Genomic DNA, 19,738 nt, shown 5'->3' with positions numbered 1-19,738 from the left:
CGGTTTCGGTAGCGCCGCTTCAGCGTGCCGATAGTGCAACGAGGTCGTCACCGCGCTGCTCGATGACTACATCGCCGATCACCGACATACCCACCGGCCCGGTGTAACCGGTTCGGTCCACTTCCAAGGTCCGTTCTACGGTGCCTTCGGCAGGGTCGATCACTGCTGTTCCGTCTGGTACCGGCACCAGTAGGCGGCCGGCCATGACCGTGCCGGGTCCGAGTGCGCCGGGGATCGACCACATCGGGGCCAGATCGGTCAATCCCAGTGCCACGGTTCCACTTCCAGTCCACCAGCTGAAGACCGATGCTGCCTTGACTACCGCTTCGGCTGTGGGGGAGTGGTTTTCGTCGACGATTGCTGCAGGAAGATCGAACTCGGACAAGGGCTGTGCGTTGCCATCGAAGACGGCGACCCTCGGTCGTTGTGATGAATGCGCTGGAATGGACACTGCCACACGGTCACCCGAAGCAACCAGAATCGATGCACCTGTGACGGGGCCGTCGGGTCCGATCAAGGCCGCCACGACGGAAGAACCGTATTCCTCCGGCTGCTGGGCATCCTTCGGAGCTGGATTCATCGTTGTCAGTCGGGCTCCGGACTCGCCTGGGCACTGCTCGAGAACTGCGACGCGAGAGCTGTTGGAAGCGGAGGACAATAGAGTACAACCCGATCTGGGTTGACTACTCGGATTGACCGGCGCGTCGACGCGGCCGTATTCGAGTGTTCGGACTAGGTCCGAGCGCCATAGCTCCATTCGAGTGTCACCCCGCGCGGTGACGTAGGTTCCGTCCTCGCTCAGCGTGACATTTGCATCAGCGTCGCTGCTGCGTTGCGCTTTTCGCGTACCACTGGAGCCGTCGAGTGCGGTTACCTGAGAGCAACCCCTGGCGTCCTGATAGACCGCGACGATCGTATTCCATGCATCCGTAACGGCACAGAGCTTCCGATCTCGGACGTAGCTCCATGCAATCGAGCCGTCGAGCGGGTCTCGACCGGAGACCGTGCCACCGTCGCCCGTGACGACGGCGCTGCCAGTGGTGACGGGTGCCGACGTGACCGGACTCGATGCACGCCAAGCTTCGGTCAGTGCGTCCGGAATCGACGTTGCCACATTCGCTCGAGGCAAAGGGGATTCCGCAGGGGCAGATGTCGTGCCGTGCGCGTCGCTTCGGAGCCACACAACTCCGAGAACGAGCACGGTCACGACTGCGATCGCTGCGGCAACAGCGATATCCGATCGGCGCCGACGTTCGGGTGCAAGCACAGCTTGGGAGACTACTCCGACGCGGCCGCACCGGACGAGGCAGACGCGGAGGAGCGGCGACGGCGTCGTCTACGTGGTGGAGCCGTCGTCTCTGTCCCTGTGTCACCGGTGGATTCGGTGGCTACCGGCCCGGTGGTGTCAGCGACGGAATCCGCCTCTCCGGTGGCGGGCTTGCCTGCTCTGGTGCGCGAGCGAGAGCGGGAGCGGCGAGGCTTGGACTCACGCGGCTCCGCATCGGAATCGGTCTTGTCCGGTCCCTTTTCTTCCGAGGTCTCATCGGTCGACGCGCTACCGTTCGAGTCCTTGGGAGACTTGGCTTCGGAGGTCTTGTGGACTGTGCTGCCGACACCGGTAGGGATGTCGAGTTCTTCGAACAGGTGCGGGCTGCTCGAGTAGGTCTCGACGGGGTCTGGTGTCCCGAGGTTGAGAGCTTTGTCGATGAGCTGCCACCGGGGGATGTCATCCCAATCGACCAACGTCACGGCGATGCCGGTACGGCCCGCGCGGCCCGTACGGCCGATGCGGTGAACGTATGTCTTCTCGTCCTCCGGGCACTGATAGTTGATGACGTGCGTGACGTCGTCGATATCGATGCCTCGGGCGGCCACATCGGTGGCCACGAGAACGTCGATTCCACCGGTGCGGAACTTCTTCAGTGCTTTTTCACGTTGGACCTGCCCGAGGTCACCGTGCACCGAGCCGACGGCGAACCCACGTTCTGCGAGCTCGTCTGCAACTTTCTGGGCAGTGCGTTTGGTGCGGGTGAAGATCATGGTTGCGCCGCGGCCGTTTGCTTGGAGCACCTTGGTCACCATCTCGACTTTGTCGAGTGCGTGGGCTCGGTAGACGTGCTGGGCGGTGCGATCGTGCACTGCCGACGACTCGGCCTCTTCGGCGCGGATATGCGTCGGCTGGGTGAGGAACGTACGGGCGAGGGTGATGATCGGTCCCGGCATCGTCGCCGAGAACAACATCGTCTGCCTTTTGTCCGGAACCATTCCGAGAATGCGCTCGATGTCCGGCAGGAATCCGAGATCGAGCATCTCGTCGGCCTCGTCGAGCACCAGGACGCCGATCTTGCCCAGAATCAGGTGACCCTGCTTGGCAAGGTCCAGCAGGCGCCCGGGTGTTCCGACGACGACGTCGACGCCGTTCTGCAGGGCATTGATCTGTGCCTCATAGGGGCGCCCGCCGTAGATCGAGAGCACCTTCACAGGTCCAGTCGTCGAGCGGAGGTGTTTGGCAGCATTCTGGAGATCGGAGGTGACCTGCACGCATAGTTCGCGGGTAGGCACGATGATGAGCGCCCGGGGGGTGCCGTCGAGGGCCGTGGTGCCGGAGTCCGATGTGGAGATGCGCTGCAACAGAGGAACGCCGAACCCGAAGGTCTTGCCCATTCCGGTGCGCGCCTGACCGATGAGGTCGTCGCCGGCGAGAGCCAGGGGGAGAGTCAATTCTTGGATTGCGAAGGTCCGCTCGATCCCGATGTCCTTCAGGGATCGGACGATCTCCTCGCGCACGCCCAGTTCGGCGAATGTCGGGGGTACGTGCGTGTCGTCGAGCTGGGCGGACAACATCGTGTCGCCGGTCTCGTCTTCTTGGTCGATGATGATCTTGCTCAGGGGTCTGGCCTTCCTCGTATCGAGAACGTACGCACAAGGAAGGGCACAGGCCTATTGCCGGCCGAAGTCGATGCCCTCAATCCGATGTGATGTCGCGTCGAGCCTCAGCCGCGATCGTGTTCGGGCCCGAACACGATGGGCGAAGCAGTCGTAGCGACCCGGATCAGGTGCGCACACATTGTCACTGATCTCCGCGTGAGTCGGTCCGTATCGATCGGTCCGTGCATTGATCTGAGCACCATGGTAGCTTGCCGAGCGCTCATCCGGTGTATCGAGTGATTTCCAGTACCTTCGCGGCCGTGCGCGCAACCCGACACTCGTCGCCGGTCTGCGCTGATGCATGCATCCTGACGCGACTACGATCGTTTTCTATGGGAGCCCACTCGTCTGATCTGTCTACCTCTGCCTCACCCACTGAAGAACCGTCCGGTACCGGAGATTCATCCGAGATGGCGTTGGTCGCGTACGACCACCCCGGAGTGTCGGACCTCTTTGCGGTGCTGGCGTACGGCGAGATTTCCGCATTCTATCGGCTGGCCGAGGACGCCCGAATGGCTCCGTCGATGCAGGGTCGCGTCGCGCTGGCAAGTATGGCGGCGGCGGAGATGAACCACTTCGAAACTGTGGTGGGCGCACTGTCGGAACGAGGAGTGGACGTATATACCGCGATGGACCCCTTCGTCCGCGCACTGGACGAGTACCACGCGTCGACCAACCCGTCGACGTGGATGGAAGCCTTGGTCAAAGCGTACGTCGGCGATGGGATTGCGGCCGACTTCTACCGCGAGATCGCCCACACGCTCGATCCCAGGGTGGCGGGGATCGTCCGCGAAGTACTTGCCGAGACCGGTCATTCGGAATTCGTGGTTCACGAGGTCGCGGTCCGGGTGCAGGAAAGCTCTCAGGACAAGGCACGCCTCATGTTGTGGGGCCGGCGACTACTCGGTGAAGCGATCACCCAGGCACAGCACGTCTTGGCACAGCGCGAGAGCCTCACCGACTTGGTGATCGCAGTGTCCGGCGATCTCAACGGGGTCGCAGCGTTGTTCGACCGAATGCAGGAGCAGCACTCGAAACGGATGCGCGTGCTCGGGCTCGTGTAGCAGAGAACACGGTGTTCGCTGACAGCACAGGCATGGAGTGAGCTCCTGAGGTGTCGGCTGCACTAGCCTGAATGAAGCAGCCTTAGTTGTCTATGAGTTCGGAGGTTGGCCGTGGAGGTCAAGATCGGTGTGTCGGAAAGCTCTCGCGAGCTCGTGGTGAACAGTGCACAGTCGCCGGACGAGGTCGAGAAGCTCGTTGCTCAGGCTTTGAGTGGCAAGGACGGCGTGCTGTCCCTCGTCGACGAGAAGGGCCGCAAGTACCTCGTGCAGGCCGCGAAGGTGGCGTACGTGGAGATCGGCCCAGCCGATCCTCGCAAGGTCGGATTCGCGACCTAGGTTTTCTGGATCTGGAACGCGCGAGGCCCCGTATCGGAAGATCGATACGGGGCCTCGCGCGTTCCAGCCAACTCTAGGGAGACTGAAGAGGAACGTGGGACAGTCCGCCCCAGGCGAGTGACACCGTGGTGTCGACAGCGTCCTCTTTGGAAATCGGACGGTCGGCCTCGAGCCAGTATCGCGCAGTGAACTGGCTGGCACCGACCAGACCGACGGCAAGTACGCGTGCTCGGTACGGGTCTAGGCCCGAGTCGTGGGCGACGAGGTCGAACACTGCGTCGACGCAAGCTTCTGTTGCCTGCTCGACGCGGGCGCTCACCTGGGGATCGCCCATGAGATCCGATTCGAACACCAGACGAAACCCTTGTGTGTCGGTGTCGACGAAGTCGTAGAACGCCAGTACCGCAGCGCGCACGCGCTGTCGGTTGTCGGTCGTCGAACGTAACGCCTGTCTGACCCCTGAGATCAGGGTATCGACGTAACTCTGCAGCACGGCGAGATACAGCTCGAGTTTGCCGGGGAAATGCTGGTAGAGCACCGGCTTACTGACTCCGGCACATTCGGCGATCTCGTCCATTCCTGACGCGTGATAGCCACGGGTCACGAAAATCTCGCTTGCTGCAGCCAAGAGTTGCGCGCGTCGCGCCTCGCGCGGCAAGCGCGCGCTGCGGCGGCCGGCTGGAGGAGTCGGACGGTCCGAGGACATCCGATCCGCGAGTTCTGTCATAGTGCTTGATCCCATCCGCATAGGTCACTGCGCCGGTGTCGGCTGCCCGTGGGTGCCCGTGTCCGGAGGCGTTGGGTACTTGTAGCGCAGATCGTTGGCAACGATACCTGTCGAAGATGTGACCGAAGGGACTGCGGGTCGCCCTCGTTTTTCGAGTCACATCGCTATACAGGTCGATCATCCTGATAACAGGGCTGAAATCGAGCATCGAGTTTGTTCGAAGGCGGAATTATCGGCGCGGCGAGCGGCGTACGCGCCAGACTGTGAGATTCTGGCGGAGTGACTGACCGAGGAGGGCCGAGACGAGGAGGTGCATACCTCCCACCCGATCAGCGGTCACGTCGGTTCGAGGCCACAGAAGGCCGCCGTACCGACGGCGATCGCCCTACGGAGACCGCTCGAGCACGAGAGTATGACGGCTCTGCTCGACGGTATGAAAGCGGTCCGGATGATCTCCCGCGTGAAGTTGGCGGCGCAGGTTCTTACCAGCCGCTGCGGGCCCAGTGGGACCCCACTACCAGAGAAGAAACACGACGTCCGCGAACACCGCGTCCGGAACGTCAGGTCAGAAAACAGAGCAAGCTCGGAAAGTTTGCGTCCGTCTACGGCTGGCGCGCCTATGCAATTCCGCTGCTTCTGGTGGTGACCACTTTGGTCGTGGTCGACGCAGTGCGCACCGGCGATCCCACCACCACCGCGACTGGAAGCCTTTCACTGCCTGCGGATCCGGGATTCGGAGCGCTCAGCTCGGACACTAGCGGTTCCGGAGTGATCGGGGTTCCGCCGCAAGCCGATGGCAACTTCGCTGCATCCATTCCCTCCGGTGAGCTACCGGACGGCGGGTCGTTTGCTGTCGATGGCGCGGGTACCTGGCACCTGGTCCCCGGATCGTCGAACCAGGTCGGTCAAGGGACCGAGCGCACCTTCACCTACACCGTCGAGGTCGAGGACGGCATCGATACGGCAGGATTCGGCGGCGACGAGTCGTTCGGGAGGCTGGTCGATCAGACACTCGGCAACCCGAAGAGTTGGACCAACGACCCTCGGTTCGCATTCCGCAGAATCGAATCCGGTGATCCTGATTTTCGAATCTCGCTGACCTCGCAGATGTCCATCCGTAAGGCCTGTGGTTACGACATTCAGCTAGAGGTGTCGTGCTACAACCCTGGAATCGGACGTGTCGTGCTCAACGAGCCCCGGTGGGTACGTGGTGCCATCGCATTTCAAGGTGATATCGGCTCGTATCGTCAATATCAGATCAATCACGAGGTCGGACACGCGATCGGCTATCAGCAACATCAGCCCTGCGAAACCGAGGGAGGCCTGGCCCCGGTCATGATGCAGCAAACCTTCGGTACCTCGAACGACGACATCGCCCGCCTCGATCCAGAAGGCGTCGTGCCTATGGACGGCAAGACCTGTCGGTTCAACCCGTGGCCTTATCCCCGTAGCTGAACATTCGTCTTGCGATCGCGGACCGATGCGAGCGGTGGATCACCGAAGCGGTGGCGAGTGGGCAGTTCGGTAACGTGAGGTGACAGAACGTGGCATACGGCCACTGACGGAGTGCCGTCGAGGAGTGCATGTTTCATGACGCAGTTGCCCCCACTTGTCGAACCGGCAGGAGAGCTCACGCTCGACGAGGTGGCTCGATACAGTCGCCATCTGATCATCCCTGACGTAGGAATGACGGGGCAGCGACGGTTGCGGAACGCCCGAGTGTTGGTGATCGGCGCCGGAGGACTCGGCTCGCCGGCATTGCTCTATCTCGCGTCGGCAGGCGTGGGGACGCTGGGGATCGTCGAGTTCGACGACGTCGAATTGTCCAACCTGCAGCGACAGGTCATCCACGGCAGTTCCGACGTCGGGCGCCCGAAAGGGGAAAGCGCTCGCGATTCGATTCGCGAAATCAACTCCGGTGTCGAGGTCAGGCTGCACAATGTGAGGCTGGATCGCTCGAATGCGGTGTCTCTCTTCGAGCAGTACGATCTCGTTCTCGACGGAACCGACAACTTTGCCACGCGCTACCTCGTCAACGATGCCGCCGCTCTGGCCGGTAAGCCCTACGTGTGGGGGTCGATCTACCGTTTCGAAGGTCAGGTTTCGGTGTTCTGGGAGGATGCGCCGGACGGGGCCGGTTTGAACCTTCGAGATCTGTATCCGGAGGCTCCGCCGCCTGGAATGGTTCCCTCTTGTGCAGAGGGCGGCGTGCTCGGGGTCCTGTGTGCTTCGATCGGGTCGGTCATGGTGACCGAGGCGATCAAGCTGATCACCGGCATCGGTGACACTTTGCTGGGGCGATTGTTGGTGTACGACGCTTTGGCCATGAGCTACCGCACCATCCGCTTGCAGCGAGATCCGGACCGAATTCCGATCACCGAACTCATCGATTACGACGCGTTCTGCGGTGTCGTGTCCAACGAGGGTGCGGCTGCGGCGGAAGATTCGACCATTACGCCGAACGAGCTGGCAGTGTTACTCGAGGCTGGTGCCGATATCGCGCTGATCGACGTTCGCGAGCCGGTGGAGTGGGACATCGTGCATATCGAGGGGGCAACCCTGGTGCCGAAGGGCGTGATCATCTCCGGGGATGCGCTCGCGTCGCTGCCCCACGATCGACGCATCGTGTTGCATTGCAAAACGGGAATTCGATCGGCAGAGGCACTTGCCGTCCTGAAGCAGGCGGGTTTCGCCGATGCAGTTCATCTGCAGGGCGGCATTCTCGCCTGGGCCGGTCAGATCGATCCCAGCTTGCCGATCTACTAGTCGCACGTCGGCACGGTTCGGCCGGTCATATCTCCACGCGCGCCTGCGGAGCGGTGCGGCTCGTCGGCGGTAGCGTGAGAGTTGTGAGCTCAGTGGAACCCCCTCAACACGTGATCTCCACATTCGGGTTGCGAGATGTACCGCCCACGCCGCTCGGTGCCGACTGGGACGGCGGGTGGCGACTCGGTGATGTCGTGCTTTCGCCTGTCGCAGATCACGCGCGGGCTGCGTGGTCGGCGAAGGTTCGCGAGACCCTGGCCGTCGACGGTGTCCGGCTTGCGCGTCCCGTCCGGTCGACGGACGGGCGTTACGTAGTGAGTAGTTGGCGCGCTGACACCTTCATCGAGGGGTCGCCGGAACCGCGGCACGACGAGGTCGTGTCACTGTCGATGCGGCTTCACGCGGCAACGGCCCAGTTGGAGCGCCCTCGCTTTCTGGTGCAGCCCCCTGTCGCCCCGTGGGCGGATGTGGATGTGTTCGTCGCGGCAGATCGGGCGGCTTGGGAGGCTGTACCTTTGCGGGCGGCGCGGGGTGCGGGCGCTCCAGAAGTGACCTCCGAAGACGGTCGTCAGAGTCTCGAATTGATCAAGCAGTTCGCGAGTCTGCGCAGACCTGTCGAGTCGGTAGACCAGTTGGTGCACGGCGATCTGTTCGGGACGGTGCTGTTCGACGGCAGCGAAGCGCCTGGCCTCACCGACATCACCCCGTATTGGCGTCCGACTTCGTGGGCCGCAGCGGTGGCCGTGGTCGATGCCATTTCGTGGGGTGGAGCGGACGATGCTTTGATCGGGCGCTGGGACGATCTTCCCGAATGGCCACAAATGTTGTTGCGCGCTTTGATATTTCGGTTTGCGGTGCACGCGCTGCATCCGCGCTCGACGCCCGAGGCTTTCCCCGGGCTCGCGCGGACGGCCGATCTGGTTAGGCTGATCCTCTAGTTCAGTGATCCGCCCCGAGTTCACGGAAGAACACACGTGCTGCCTCGCCCGCACGTAGAGGGTCGCCTGCCGCTACGGCCTCGACCAGCGCGGCATGTTCGTCAAGATAGTCGTTGTCGTGCTCGGCAGCGTGATGATGCATAGCCCGGCGGATCACCGGCAGTAGCGAATCGTAGAACTCCAGATAGATGGCGTTGTGGGAAGCAGCGACGATCGCGCGATGAAACTGTGCATCGATATCGATGGCGTCGTCGCGAGACCGAGTTGTCCAGGCGAGGTTTCGTGCGGCGAGTGCCTCTCGCAGTGCGCTGATGTCGTCTCCGTCGGCTCGCTCGGCGGCAAGCGCGGCCGCGGTGACCTCGAGGGTGCGTCGTAGCTCGGTGACATCACGATCCTGCGCGTCGGCGAAGTATTTCCCCAGCGCGCCGCCTAGATCCGACACCGTCATCACATACGTGCCCGATCCTTGCCTTCGCTCGAGCATTCCAGCGTGGACAAGCGCCTGCACGGCTTCGCGGACCGTGTTTCGACCGGTACCGGTCAGTTCGCACAGCTCGGGTTCTGCCGGAATACGCGAACCGACCGGCCAACGCCTGGCCACGATCTCCTCGCGAAGCTGCGCAGTGACCTGTGAAATCAGGCTGGAACGCTGAACCTGCTGCACGTGTGACTCCCCGTTCTTTTCTCGATGTGTGGGCCAGTTTAAAGCTTTGCGTCAGATGATCCGGTCATCCTATGATTTGGTGGTGAGTCCCGCAGCAGTAACAGAGTCGAACGACCGGACCCACGCTCGGCATCTGGTGCGAGGACGTGCACTCGTCTTCGCGGCCATCATCGTGTCAGCGCTGACTTTGCGTGCCGCCGTGACGTCGATCAGCCCACTGTTCGGTCGTATCGGCGACGAACTCCACTTCGGATCCACGGTCGTTGGATTGGTGGGAATGCTTCCACCGGCGATGTTCGCCGTCTTCGGCCTTCTGACACCCCTCATCGTCAAGAGAATCGGCCTCGAGCGCGCCGCCCTCGTGGCAATGTTGGCGACGACCCTCGGAATGGCTACCCGAGCATTCGCGCCGGGGACCGGCTCGCTCCTCGCCTTGTCGGCACTCGCGCTGGCAGGCATGGGAATCGGAAACGTCGTCCTCCCGCCGCTGGTGAAGCGCTACTTCTCCGATCGTCTGGCAGTAGTCAGCACCCTCTACATCTGTGCCATGCAGATCAGCACGATGGTTCCTCCGCTGGTGGCAGTTCCCCTCGCGGAGGCATACGGCTGGCGCACCTCGATCGGGATGTGGGCCGTCGTGGGGGTGGCGGCAGCAGTGCCGTGGCTCGGTGTCGTTCTCTCACGCCGTGAGCGTGACGGGAGGGAAGCGGCCAGCGCAGCAGCAGTTCAGGAGCGTTCGGAAGGCAGGATCTGGCGCTCGTCGTTGGCATGGGGAATGGTCGGCATGTTCGCGATGACCTCGTTCATCACTTACTCGATGTTGACTTGGCTACCGACGATCCTCACCGATTCGGGCATCAGTGAGGCCTTCGCCGGTGCCTCGGTCGCAGCGTTCGGCGGCATGGGTCTGATTTCCTCGCTGGCCGCCCCGTCGCTGTGCGCGCGCCTGCGCAACCCGTACGGCTTGGTCATCGCGGCTGCCGTCTTCTATCTCATCGGGTTCGCCGGACTGTATTTCTCGCCGACCGCCGGAACCGTTCTCTGGGTATGCCTCATCGGACTCGGTACGATGACATTCCCGATGTCGTTGACACTCATCAATCTCCGCACCCGCACCCATGCCGGATCCTCGGCACTCTCGGGATTCACACAGGGCCTCGGATACGTCGTATCGGCCACCGGGCCGCTGTCGTTCGGATTGCTGCACACACTCTCCGGGGGCTGGGGAATACCGATGCTGCTCCTGACCGGATGTGTTGCGGTGCTGCTCGTCGGCGGGTACCTGTGCTGCCGCCCGCGCATGCTCGAAGACACCTGGTGACCGCGGGGTCGTAACCGCAGGATCGTAACCGCAGGGTCGTAGCGCCGACGACCTCACGGGCACCGGTTTCGCCCCGTGAGAGCAAGTTAATCGACAGGTCACCGCAGGCAGCGCCCACGCAACACGGTTTTTCTACCTTTGGGTCTCCCACGCGATCAGGAGGCCCACGTGACCAGCATTCCCGAGGCACCACCAGCCCAAGATGCTTCGACAACGACGCCCGAGCGAGGAAGCGTTCCGGTGTCGATCAAGCACCGCATCAGCCACTGGAACTCCGAGGACGTCGAGGCGTGGGAGGCCGGGGGCAAGACGATCGCGAAGCGGAATTTGATCTGGTCCGTCGTCGCCGAGCACGTCGGATTCTCCATCTGGTCGATCTGGTCCGTGATGGTTCTGTTCATGCCGGTGTCGGTCTACGGCATCGACGCGGCAGGCAAGTTCTTCCTCGTCGCGGTGCCAACGCTGGTCGGAGCGATCCTTCGGATTCCGTACACGTTTGCGACAGCCAAATTCGGCGGTCGTAACTGGACGATCTTCAGCGCCCTCGTCCTGCTGATCCCGACGATGCTGACCATGTACTTCATGCTGAACCCGGCGTCGTACACCACCTACATCGTCGTCGCAGCCTTTGCCGGCCTCGGTGGCGGCAATTTCGCGTCCTCGATGACCAACATCAACGCCTTCTATCCGCAGCGCGAAAAGGGGTGGGCACTCGGGCTGAACGCCGGCGGTGGAAACATCGGTGTGCCTGTCATTCAACTCATCGGCCTGTTGGTCATCGCCACGATCGGCAACACGGCTCCCGAAATCGTGTGTGCCGTCTATCTCGTCTTCATCGCGATCGCCGCCGTCGGTGCCGCACTCTTCATGGACAACCTCGAGAACCAGAAGACCAACGGCCGCTCGATGATCGACGTTCTCAGGTTCTCCGATTCCTGGTGGATCGCGTTCCTCTACGTTGGAACGTTCGGCTCTTTCATCGGTTTCAGTTTTGCGTTCGGTCAGGTTCTGCAAATCAATTTCCTTGCCGGAATCACCGACGGCGCGCCCGCTACCGCAGCCCAGCAGGCACAAGCGTCGTTGCACGCAGCTCAGATCGCGTTTCTCGGACCTTTGCTCGGATCGATTTCACGACCCTTCGGTGGCAAGCTCGCCGACAGGATCGGTGGTGGCAAGATCACGCTGTACACGTTCGTGGCGATGGTCTTCTCCACCGGGATCCTGGTTGCCGCAGGCACGTGGGACGACAACACCGCAGGCGCTGCCACCGGAACCATGATGACCCTCTTCGTGATCGGGTTCATTCTTCTGTTCCTTCTGTCCGGCATCGGCAACGGTTCGGTCTACAAGATGATTCCTGCGATTTTCGCCGCCAAGTCTGTAGAACTGCAGGGCATGAGCATCGAGGAACAGCAGCATTGGTCGCGCAGGATGTCCGGCGCGCTCATCGGAATTGCCGGTGCCGTAGGGGCTTTGGGTGGTGTGGGAATCAACCTCGTGCTGCGAGCTTCGTACTCGGGCGCGGCGAAGTCCGCGACCACGGCCTTCTGGGTGTTTCTCGTCTTCTATGTCGTGTGCTGTGCAGTGACGTGGGCCGTTTATCTGCGTACGCCGCGGGTTCTCGAAGGCGAGAAGACGAACGCGTCCGTCGCGATCTGACTTCTTTTCTCCTCGAACATTGTTCGACACGAAATTCTGGAAAGGACAACTCACGTGAAGAACGCGGTGGTTGTAGGACACGGCATGGTGGGTCACCGATTCGTGGAGGCGCTCCGCGCGCGAGACACCGCGTCCGACTGGACGGTGACAGTGCTCTGCGAGGAGGCATTGCCCGCCTACGACAGAGTGGGGCTTTCGTCCTATGTGGGCGCCTGGGATCACCGGGAGCTCGCGCTGGCGGGCAACGACTATCTCGATGACACAGGCGATCTCGGTAACACCGCCGTCGATCTGCGAATCGGTGTGCGAGCTGAGCACATCGACCGCGCAACTAAGACGGTCACGACATCGACCGGAGAGACCGTCGACTATGACGCCCTCGTATTCGCTACCGGTTCCTACCCTTTCGTTCCTCCGATCACCGGGCACGATCGCCCGGAGTGCTTCGTCTACCGCACGCTCGACGACCTGGACCGGATCAGGACCTGCGCGGACGCTGCGGGTCCAGGCGCGGTCGGTGTCGTGGTGGGCGGAGGTCTACTCGGACTCGAAGCAGCCAACGCGCTACAGAAGATGGGCATGACGCCCCATGTCGTCGAATTCGCTCCGCGACTGATGCCGCTTCAGGTCGACGAGGGTGGTGGCGCGCTGTTGGCACGTCTGGTCACCGACCTCGGGCTGACCGTCCACACCGGTGTCGGTACCTCGTCGATCACCGAGAATGCCGATGGGGCAGGGCTTTCGGTGGAGTTGTCCGACGGCAGTGTCATCGATGCAGCGCTGCTGGTGTTCTCGGCCGGTGTGCGGCCACAGGATCGACTTGCTCGGGACTGCGGCCTCGAAGTGGGTGCGCGCGGTGGAATTTTGGTGGACGTCGGTTGCCGCACGGTCGATCCCGATGTCTACGCCATCGGTGAATGTGCCGCGGTCGAAGGGACTTCCTACGGGCTCGTCGCCCCTGGCTATTCGACGGCAGAGGTTGTGGCCGACCGATTGCTCGGCGGTGAGGCTGAATTCCCCGGTGCCGATATGTCCACCAAGCTCAAGCTCATGGGTGTCGACGTCGCCAGCTTCGGCGACGCCATGGCTTTCACACCGGGAGCGTTGGAGGTTGTCTTCAGTGACGCTCCGAAAGGGACGTACGCCAAGTTGGTCGTCTCCGACGATGCGAAGACATTGCTCGGTGGAATCCTCGTCGGGGATGCTGCCGCGTACTCACTGCTTCGCCCTTTGGTCGGAAGGGAAATTCCCGGCGATCCAGCATCGTTGATTTCCCCAGCTGCCGAGGATGTTGGGATCGGTGCGTTGCCGATTGATGCCGAGATCTGTTCGTGCAACGGTGTGAGCAAGGGTGCGATCTGTAACGCGATCGCGGAGGGGGCCGGTGATCTCGCCTCGGTGAAGAGCTGCACGAACGCAGGCACGACGTGTGGGGGATGCCTTCCGTCGATCAAGGCGCTTCTTTCCGCATCGGGTGTGGTGATGTCGAAGGCGCTGTGCGAGCACTTCGGTCGCTCTCGTGCCGAGCTGTTCGAGATCGTTCGGGCGACGAACACCCGCACGTTCTCTTCGCTGATCGTCAAGTACGGCAGGGGGACTGGATGCGACATCTGCAAGCCGGTCGTAGCTTCGATCCTGGCCTCGACGTCCTCGGACCACATCCTCGACGGTGAGCAGGCATCTTTACAGGACACCAACGATCATTTCCTGGCCAACATTCAGAAGAACGGCACCTATTCCGTTGTTCCACGTATGCCGGGAGGGGAGTGCACGGCGGAACAACTCATCGTCATCGGTGAGGTGGCACGAGATTTCGGTCTGTACACCAAGGTCACCGGCGGTCAGCGAATCGACATGTTCGGAGCCCGCGTGGAGCAGCTACCCGCTATCTGGAAGCGGTTGGTCGACGCGGGCATGGAATCGGGTCAGGCCTACGGTAAGTCGTTGCGCACGGTCAAGAGTTGCGTCGGATCGAGTTGGTGTCGTTACGGTGTCCAGGATTCGGTGGGGATGGCCGTTGACCTCGAGAATCGATACCGGGGTCTGCGCTCGCCCCACAAGATCAAGTTCGGTGTCTCCGGTTGCGCTCGCGAATGTGCGGAGGCACGGGGTAAGGACGTCGGCGTCATCGCTACCGAAGGTGGTTGGAATCTTTACGTCGGCGGCAATGGTGGCCAATCGCCCAAGCATGCGCGGTTGCTCGCATCGAATCTCGACGACGCCACCCTCGTCAGCTACATCGACCGGTACCTCATGTTCTATGTACGGACCGCGGACCGTTTGCAGCGGACGGCGCCGTGGCTCGATGCGCTCGAGGGTGGTCTCGAGCATCTGAAAGCCGTCGTCTGCAAGGACAGCCTGGGGATCGGCGCCGAACTCGAGGCCGATATGGACCGCCATGTGGCCGGCTACAAGGACGAATGGGCAGGCGTTCTCGAGGACGAGGAGAAGTTGGGCAGATTTGTCTCGTTCGTGAATGTGCCCGAGGCGATCGATCCGACCATTGCGTTCGACGAGTCGGGTGAGCGCAAGGTTCCGGTGTTGATGGGGATGCCGGCCTTCGGCGGTTGAGATCACGCTCACACCGTTGTAGGGCATCGGATCGCATGTGCACACCTCAGTAACCGCTACTTAACGATCAAGAAACACGGGCAACGTGCAATAGCACCAGGAGGTACGTGATGACTGTCATCGAGTCTCGAACCAGCACCACCAGAAACAGGAACCAGCAGTTGCCCGCGACATCGGGCACCGAATCCGCGCGCTCGTGGACTGCCGCGTGCACTGTCGACGCGATCGTTCCTGGACGAGGCGTCGCCGTTCTGCTGAGAGGAGGCACCCAAGTGGCGTTGTTCGCATTGCCCGATGCGCGTGTATTCGCGGTCGGCAACATCGATCCGTTCGGCCGGGCAGCAGTCATGTCCAAGGGGCTCGTCGGCGACCGGAGCGGTGAACCCACCGTGGCCTCGCCGTTGCTCAAGCAGGTCTTTTCTCTTCTCGACGGCCGATGCCTCGACGCTGTCGAAGTCTCGCTCGGATCTTTCGAGACCAAGATCTCGGGCGGCGTGATTTTCGTGCGTGGCGCATCGACATGAGCTCGACTGCCGAGTCCGGGGAACCTCTGGCTGGATTCGCCGTCGGGATTACCGCGTCGCGGCGCGCCGAGGAGTTCGCGACGCTACTCGTTCGGCGTGGAGCCTCGGTAATGCACGCACCGGCCATCCGGATCATTCCGCTGTCCGACGACGCCGAATTGGAACGCGTCACCGCCGCCATCATCGCCGATCCGCCGACGATCACCGTTGCAACGACGGGAATCGGATTTCGAGGCTGGATCGAGGCGGCCGACGGGTGGGGGCAGGCCGAAAGCCTCGGTGCAGCACTCGCGTCGTCGCGACTGCTGGCTCGTGGGCCGAAAGCTAAGGGGGCAATCCGCGCAGCCGACCTACGCGAAGAGTGGTCACCGGCATCCGAATCTTCGACAGAAGTGCTCGAACATCTTCTCGCAGAGGGGGTCGAAGGTAAACGGATTGCTGTGCAACTCCACGGCGCAACAACGGAGTGGGAACCGGTTCCGGACTTTTGTAAGGCATTGCGTTCCGCCGGAGCGGAAGTGGTGCCCGTACCCGTGTACCGCTGGATCGCACCGGACGACAGCGTTCCGATGGATCGCATGATCGAAGCAGTCATCGTCGGAGATCTCGACGCCATCAGCTTTACGAGTGCGCCCGCAGTGGCGTCGCTGCTGATGCGAGCCCACGAGAACGGCGTTCTCGAACCTTTGCTGCAATCGATGCGTACCCGGGTGTTGCCGGTATGTGTAGGACCGATTACCGCCGCACCTCTCGAACAACTGAACGTCGCGACGACACAGCCGGCACGTGCTCGCCTCGGGGCGATGGCGCGTCATATCGCGGAGGAACTACCGCGACGCTCCCAACTCATGAGCGCGGGTGGCCACCTACTGAGCGTGCGCGGTAAATGTGTCGTTGTCGACGGCGAAGTGCGTTCGGTATCACCAGCAGGCATGGCACTGCTCAAGAATTTGTCGAAGCGGCCTGGGCGAGTGGTATCCCGGGAAGATCTACTCGCATCGCTGCCCGGCGGCGGGGGAGATACTCACGCCGTCGAAACAGCCATGACTCGACTCCGCTCCGCCCTCGGCGCACCGAAGGCCATTCACACCGTGGTCAAGCGAGGCTACCGGCTGGCGGTCGACGAACCCGAGGTCACCGAGGAGTGTGAAGAGTCCGAGATGCCCGAACGAACTTCCATGTCCGTCATGCCCAGCTGCGAAGGGAGCAAGTACTAGATGAGTTCAGGTCCTGCCCTTGTCCTGGTAGCCCACGGGACCAGAAATCCGCGCGGCGTGGAGATGATCGCCGAATTGGCTGATGCCGTGAGCGGACAGATCGGGGTGTCGCGGGTCGCTTTCGTCGATGTCCTCGGACCCTCTCCATCCGAGCTTCTTCGCGAGGTCCATGGGTCTGCCGTCGTGGTCCCGGCATTTCTGGCCTCGGGATACCACGTGCACACCGACGTACCCCGTGAGGTCACAGTCAGTGGCCACCAGAGCGTGAAAGTCACTCGCGCACTCGGACCGGATCCGGTGCTCGCCAGGGTGCTGCTGGAACGACTGAGCGACGCAGGATGGCGCCCCGGGGACGCCGTCGTCCTCGCGGCGGCAGGTTCGTCCGATGCCCGGGCACAACTCGAGCACCGACGTGCCGCTGACATGCTCGCGAGGATCGCGCACGTCGAAGTCACCGTTGCCCATATCGCCATCGCGGCCCCCGCAAACAAAGTCGTCCCGGACGCAGTCAACGCCCTGCGTGCACAGGGACACGGCCGAGTGTTCCTGGCCTCGTATCTACTTGCGCGCGGCCTCTTTCACAATCGACTCGCCGAGGCAGGCGCCGACGGCGTCGCCGAACCACTGGGTGTGCACCCCGCCATCGTCGACCTCGTCGTGGATCGATACCGCGAAGGTGCTCGGCAGTTCAACGCACGATCGGCAGCAGTTCCACCGGTTCGGTCGAGCTGACTTCGGCAGGCACCACGGCCAACGCCTCGTGATCGATCAGGTGGAGCAAATGTGCTGTGCGAACCGCGGTGTCCGCTCGCCATCCGGTACCGTCGCGCATCACCGGAACGATCCGAGCCGTCGGCGAACATACGGCTTCCGGGTTGGTCAGGTTGCCGACGCGAGGGGCGCTCGAAGTGCTGTCGGTCAATGCTTCGACCACGGTGGGTGCAACGAGTAGCAGAGTTCCGATGGCAGCCAGTGGATTACCTGGTAGCCCCAGCACCACTCGCCCGCTCGGCAGTACCGCGGTGATCTGAGAGCCGCCCGGGCGCACCAGGATTCGACCGATCACTGTTTCGGCATCCGCGTGGACGAGTGCTGTGCGGAGTTGATCCGCGGCACCCCCTCCGGTTGCACCGACGACGATCGTGAGGTCCGCTGCCGTCGACGTGGTCAACAAATCCTCGAACGCAGTCGGTGAATCGGGGAGGTACACGGTGTCGACGACGGTGATTCCGCATGCGTGGAGATACAGGGGCAGAATTGGTCCGAGTGCGTCACGTGTCTGCCCTGCTTCGAGTGGACCAATCGCTCGTATCTCGTTGCCGCTCAGCACTATTTGCGCGCGAACGGGGCCGCGTACGGTCAGCTCGGCAACCTCTGCGCTCAAAGCGACCGACATGACTGCAGGCGAGACGGACGTGCCGACAGGCGCCAACTCGGCACCGGCGTGCCAATCCTCACCGCGGCGTCGCGTGTCGTCCTGCTGCGTGACGTTCGGTGACAGGCGCAACTTTCCGGAGGAATCGAGCTCGACGAATTCGTCGCGGACCACCGAGGTTGCGCCTGCGGGAACGTGTGCGCCGGTAGCGATTCGAACAGCGTGGCCCTGGGCAACCGCCGCAAGTCCACTGGTTCCGGCATAGGCGATGTCCCCTCGGACAGTCCACGGTCCGTCGCCGGACACCGCATAACCATCCATTGCCGATATATCGACGTAGGGGAGGGGCCGGGTAGCGATCATCGGCTCGGCCAGTACCGTTCCATGCGCCTCCAACGGTGGTACTCCTCGGGGTGCGACAGGGGCGAGCCTTTCCTGAATTCGTGTGCGGGCCTGATGGATGGTAAGAGCCGGCGGTATGCAATCGGCGGCGGCGCGTCGTGCTCGAGCCCGGTGTAGATCCTCGACGGTATCGCAATCACCGGATACTTCGGAAAGGTCGAGAACTGCATAGTCGTCGGGAACGATCGATCGCATGGATCGGTTCGCAAGTGCGTCTACTCGGGCCAGTGTCGCCACCAGCTTCGAGCGATCCCACACACCGAAAAGATATTGTGTTCGGCCTGTTTCGTCACGGACGAACGTCGCACCCGCCGAGCTGGACAGTGACGCAGCGAGAAGGGAGTCGACGCTGTTCGCGTCGACGAGCGGTAGGTCCGCGGCGAGGATGACCACCACGTCCGCCACTGATTCCCGTAGTGCTCTCAGACCGGCTGCGACCGCAGCGACCGGCCCCGATCCGGCCGGAGACTCCTGCGTCTGGAGGACACGAGAATTCAGTTGGTGCCGGGTAGGTCCCACCGTCACGATCAGGCCGGCCCGCCGCACGGCCTCCACTGCGATCCCGATCATGCTTCGACGTCCGACGGTCAATGCAGGTTTGTCGACCCCGCCCATCCGCGAGCCGCGTCCGCCGGCCAGGACGATCGCGTCGAACGTCGGATTCTCGCTGCTCACGCCGGTAGTGGGACGTTCTGCAACCGAACCTGGCCGCGTGCAATTGCTTTACCGCTGTCGGATGCAGTGATGGTGACGAGCCACAGTTGCTGAATTCTGCCTTGCTGCAACGGTTCCGCCAGTACATCGACGCGACCGCCCTTGCTGGCGCGAAGGAAGTCGGTTGCGTTGTGGACCCCGACGGCGAACTCGCCTCGTTCTTTCACCGCTTCGCTGGCTCCGATACTCGCAGCCGACTCCACCGCAGTCGTGTAGACCCCGCCGTGCACCACTCCCCATGGGGTGAAGTGTTCCGGGGTGAGCTCGATATGACCTACGACGCGAGTACCCGAGACCTCCTCTACGACCAATCCGGCGATCACGAGGAAGGGGCTCGCAGTGGCAAGTGCGTACTTCGCGGTCGGACGCGGATCGAATTGTCCCAAGTTCATTCTTTCAGGTTAGCCTCGATCTTTCTTCCTGCTGATGTGGTGGCCTGATCGGTTCGAGATTGTCGTTTTCGGCTGCGTTCACGTCGATCGGGCGCGATGTGTCGGCCGATGTCGATCGGTTGAACGCTCGGTTCCACGGC

17 protein-coding genes are annotated in these 19,738 nt (G+C 62.5%); 11 read left to right on the top strand and 6 right to left on the bottom strand.

Going from position 1 to position 19,738, the window contains the following annotated elements; all coding sequences use genetic code 11:
• Nucleotides 1-19 precede the first annotated feature (19 nt).
• Nucleotides 20-1,267, bottom strand: a complete 1,248-nt coding sequence (locus QMK32_RS15265) for an Rv3212 family protein (protein WP_283475903.1) — start codon at nucleotides 1,265-1,267, stop codon at nucleotides 20-22.
• Nucleotides 1,268-1,278: 11 nt separating this feature from the next.
• Complete coding sequence (locus QMK32_RS15260) at nucleotides 1,279-2,844, bottom strand: DEAD/DEAH box helicase (protein ID WP_283475902.1); 1,566 nt, start codon at nucleotides 2,842-2,844, stop codon at nucleotides 1,279-1,281.
• 416 nt (nucleotides 2,845-3,260) lie between these two features.
• Between QMK32_RS15260 and QMK32_RS15255 the strand changes: the two genes are divergently transcribed.
• Together QMK32_RS15255 and QMK32_RS15250 are read left to right on the top strand one after the other, a co-directional pair.
• Nucleotides 3,261-3,992 (top strand): ferritin-like fold-containing protein, encoded by a 732-nt coding sequence (locus tag QMK32_RS15255; RefSeq protein WP_442972320.1) that lies wholly within the window; start codon nucleotides 3,261-3,263, stop codon nucleotides 3,990-3,992.
• Between the two features lie 111 nt (nucleotides 3,993-4,103).
• Entirely contained in the window at nucleotides 4,104-4,328 is a 225-nt protein-coding gene (locus QMK32_RS15250) for a DUF3107 domain-containing protein (protein WP_269303265.1), read from the top strand.
• A gap of 73 nt (nucleotides 4,329-4,401) precedes the next feature.
• On the opposite strand, the gene fasR is transcribed toward QMK32_RS15250, so the two are convergent.
• Nucleotides 4,402-5,055, bottom strand: coding sequence for an HTH-type transcriptional activator FasR (fasR, locus tag QMK32_RS15245; RefSeq protein ID WP_136169412.1), 654 nt, complete (start codon nucleotides 5,053-5,055; stop codon nucleotides 4,402-4,404).
• Between the two features lie 492 nt (nucleotides 5,056-5,547).
• On the opposite strand from fasR, the gene QMK32_RS15240 reads away from it, so the two are divergent.
• The 3 genes from QMK32_RS15240 to QMK32_RS15230 all read left to right on the top strand — a co-directional run bounded on the left by QMK32_RS15240 (nucleotide 5,548) and on the right by QMK32_RS15230 (nucleotide 8,759).
• On the top strand, nucleotides 5,548-6,510 hold the full coding sequence (locus QMK32_RS15240) for a DUF3152 domain-containing protein (protein ID WP_283476129.1): 963 nt from the start codon (nucleotides 5,548-5,550) through the stop codon (nucleotides 6,508-6,510).
• 135 nt (nucleotides 6,511-6,645) lie between these two features.
• The gene (gene moeZ / locus QMK32_RS15235; protein ID WP_283475901.1) at nucleotides 6,646-7,821 is read left to right on the top strand and encodes an adenylyltransferase/sulfurtransferase MoeZ; all 1,176 of its coding nucleotides are present in this window, start codon (nucleotides 6,646-6,648) and stop codon (nucleotides 7,819-7,821) included.
• A gap of 83 nt (nucleotides 7,822-7,904) precedes the next feature.
• Nucleotides 7,905-8,759, top strand: a complete 855-nt coding sequence (locus tag QMK32_RS15230; protein WP_283475900.1) for a TIGR02569 family protein — start codon at nucleotides 7,905-7,907, stop codon at nucleotides 8,757-8,759.
• A 1-nt stretch (nucleotide 8,760) separates the two neighbouring features.
• Here the strand turns inward: QMK32_RS15230 and QMK32_RS15225 are convergent, their stop codons facing one another.
• Nucleotides 8,761-9,423: a FadR/GntR family transcriptional regulator gene (locus QMK32_RS15225; RefSeq protein WP_283475899.1), complete on the bottom strand. Its 663-nt coding sequence runs from the start codon at nucleotides 9,421-9,423 to the stop codon at nucleotides 8,761-8,763.
• Nucleotides 9,424-9,505: 82 nt separating this feature from the next.
• Here QMK32_RS15225 and QMK32_RS15220 point away from each other — a divergent pair, with 82 nt between their 5' ends.
• From QMK32_RS15220 to QMK32_RS15195, 6 genes are all read left to right on the top strand, one after another.
• Nucleotides 9,506-10,744 (top strand): MFS transporter, encoded by a 1,239-nt coding sequence (locus tag QMK32_RS15220; protein WP_283475898.1) that lies wholly within the window; start codon nucleotides 9,506-9,508, stop codon nucleotides 10,742-10,744.
• A 246-nt stretch (nucleotides 10,745-10,990) separates the two neighbouring features.
• Entirely contained in the window at nucleotides 10,991-12,403 is a 1,413-nt protein-coding gene (locus QMK32_RS15215; RefSeq protein WP_283476127.1) for a nitrate/nitrite transporter, read from the top strand.
• A 54-nt stretch (nucleotides 12,404-12,457) separates the two neighbouring features.
• Nucleotides 12,458-14,974 carry a nitrite reductase large subunit NirB gene (nirB, locus tag QMK32_RS15210; protein ID WP_283475897.1) on the top strand — a complete coding sequence of 839 codons (2,517 nt, stop codon included), beginning with the start codon at nucleotides 12,458-12,460 and terminating at the stop codon, nucleotides 14,972-14,974.
• Between the two features lie 110 nt (nucleotides 14,975-15,084).
• Nucleotides 15,085-15,498: a nitrite reductase small subunit NirD gene (nirD, locus tag QMK32_RS15205; protein ID WP_283475896.1), complete on the top strand. Its 414-nt coding sequence runs from the start codon at nucleotides 15,085-15,087 to the stop codon at nucleotides 15,496-15,498.
• On the top strand, nucleotides 15,495-16,715 hold the full coding sequence (locus QMK32_RS15200; protein ID WP_283475893.1) for a uroporphyrinogen-III synthase: 1,221 nt from the start codon (nucleotides 15,495-15,497) through the stop codon (nucleotides 16,713-16,715). The genes nirD and QMK32_RS15200 overlap by 4 nt, the downstream gene beginning before the upstream one ends.
• Nucleotides 16,716-17,447 carry a sirohydrochlorin chelatase gene (locus tag QMK32_RS15195; protein ID WP_283475891.1) on the top strand — a complete coding sequence of 244 codons (732 nt, stop codon included), beginning with the start codon at nucleotides 16,716-16,718 and terminating at the stop codon, nucleotides 17,445-17,447.
• On the opposite strand, the gene QMK32_RS15190 is transcribed toward QMK32_RS15195, so the two are convergent.
• On the bottom strand, nucleotides 17,404-19,167 hold the full coding sequence (locus QMK32_RS15190) for an NTP transferase domain-containing protein (protein WP_283475890.1): 1,764 nt from the start codon (nucleotides 19,165-19,167) through the stop codon (nucleotides 17,404-17,406). The two genes, QMK32_RS15195 and QMK32_RS15190, sit on opposite strands and share 44 nt — an antisense overlap.
• Nucleotides 19,164-19,598, bottom strand: a complete 435-nt coding sequence (locus tag QMK32_RS15185) for a PaaI family thioesterase (protein WP_283475889.1) — start codon at nucleotides 19,596-19,598, stop codon at nucleotides 19,164-19,166. Before QMK32_RS15185 ends, QMK32_RS15190 begins: the two co-directional genes overlap by 4 nt.
• Nucleotides 19,599-19,738: the final 140 nt, after the last annotated feature.

The organism is Rhodococcus sp. H29-C3 (genome assembly GCF_030063405.1).
Lineage (GTDB): Bacteria > Actinomycetota > Actinomycetes > Mycobacteriales > Mycobacteriaceae > Rhodococcoides.
Note: the sequence above shows the minus strand (reverse complement) of the source record. Positions and strands in the feature narration are given on the sequence as shown.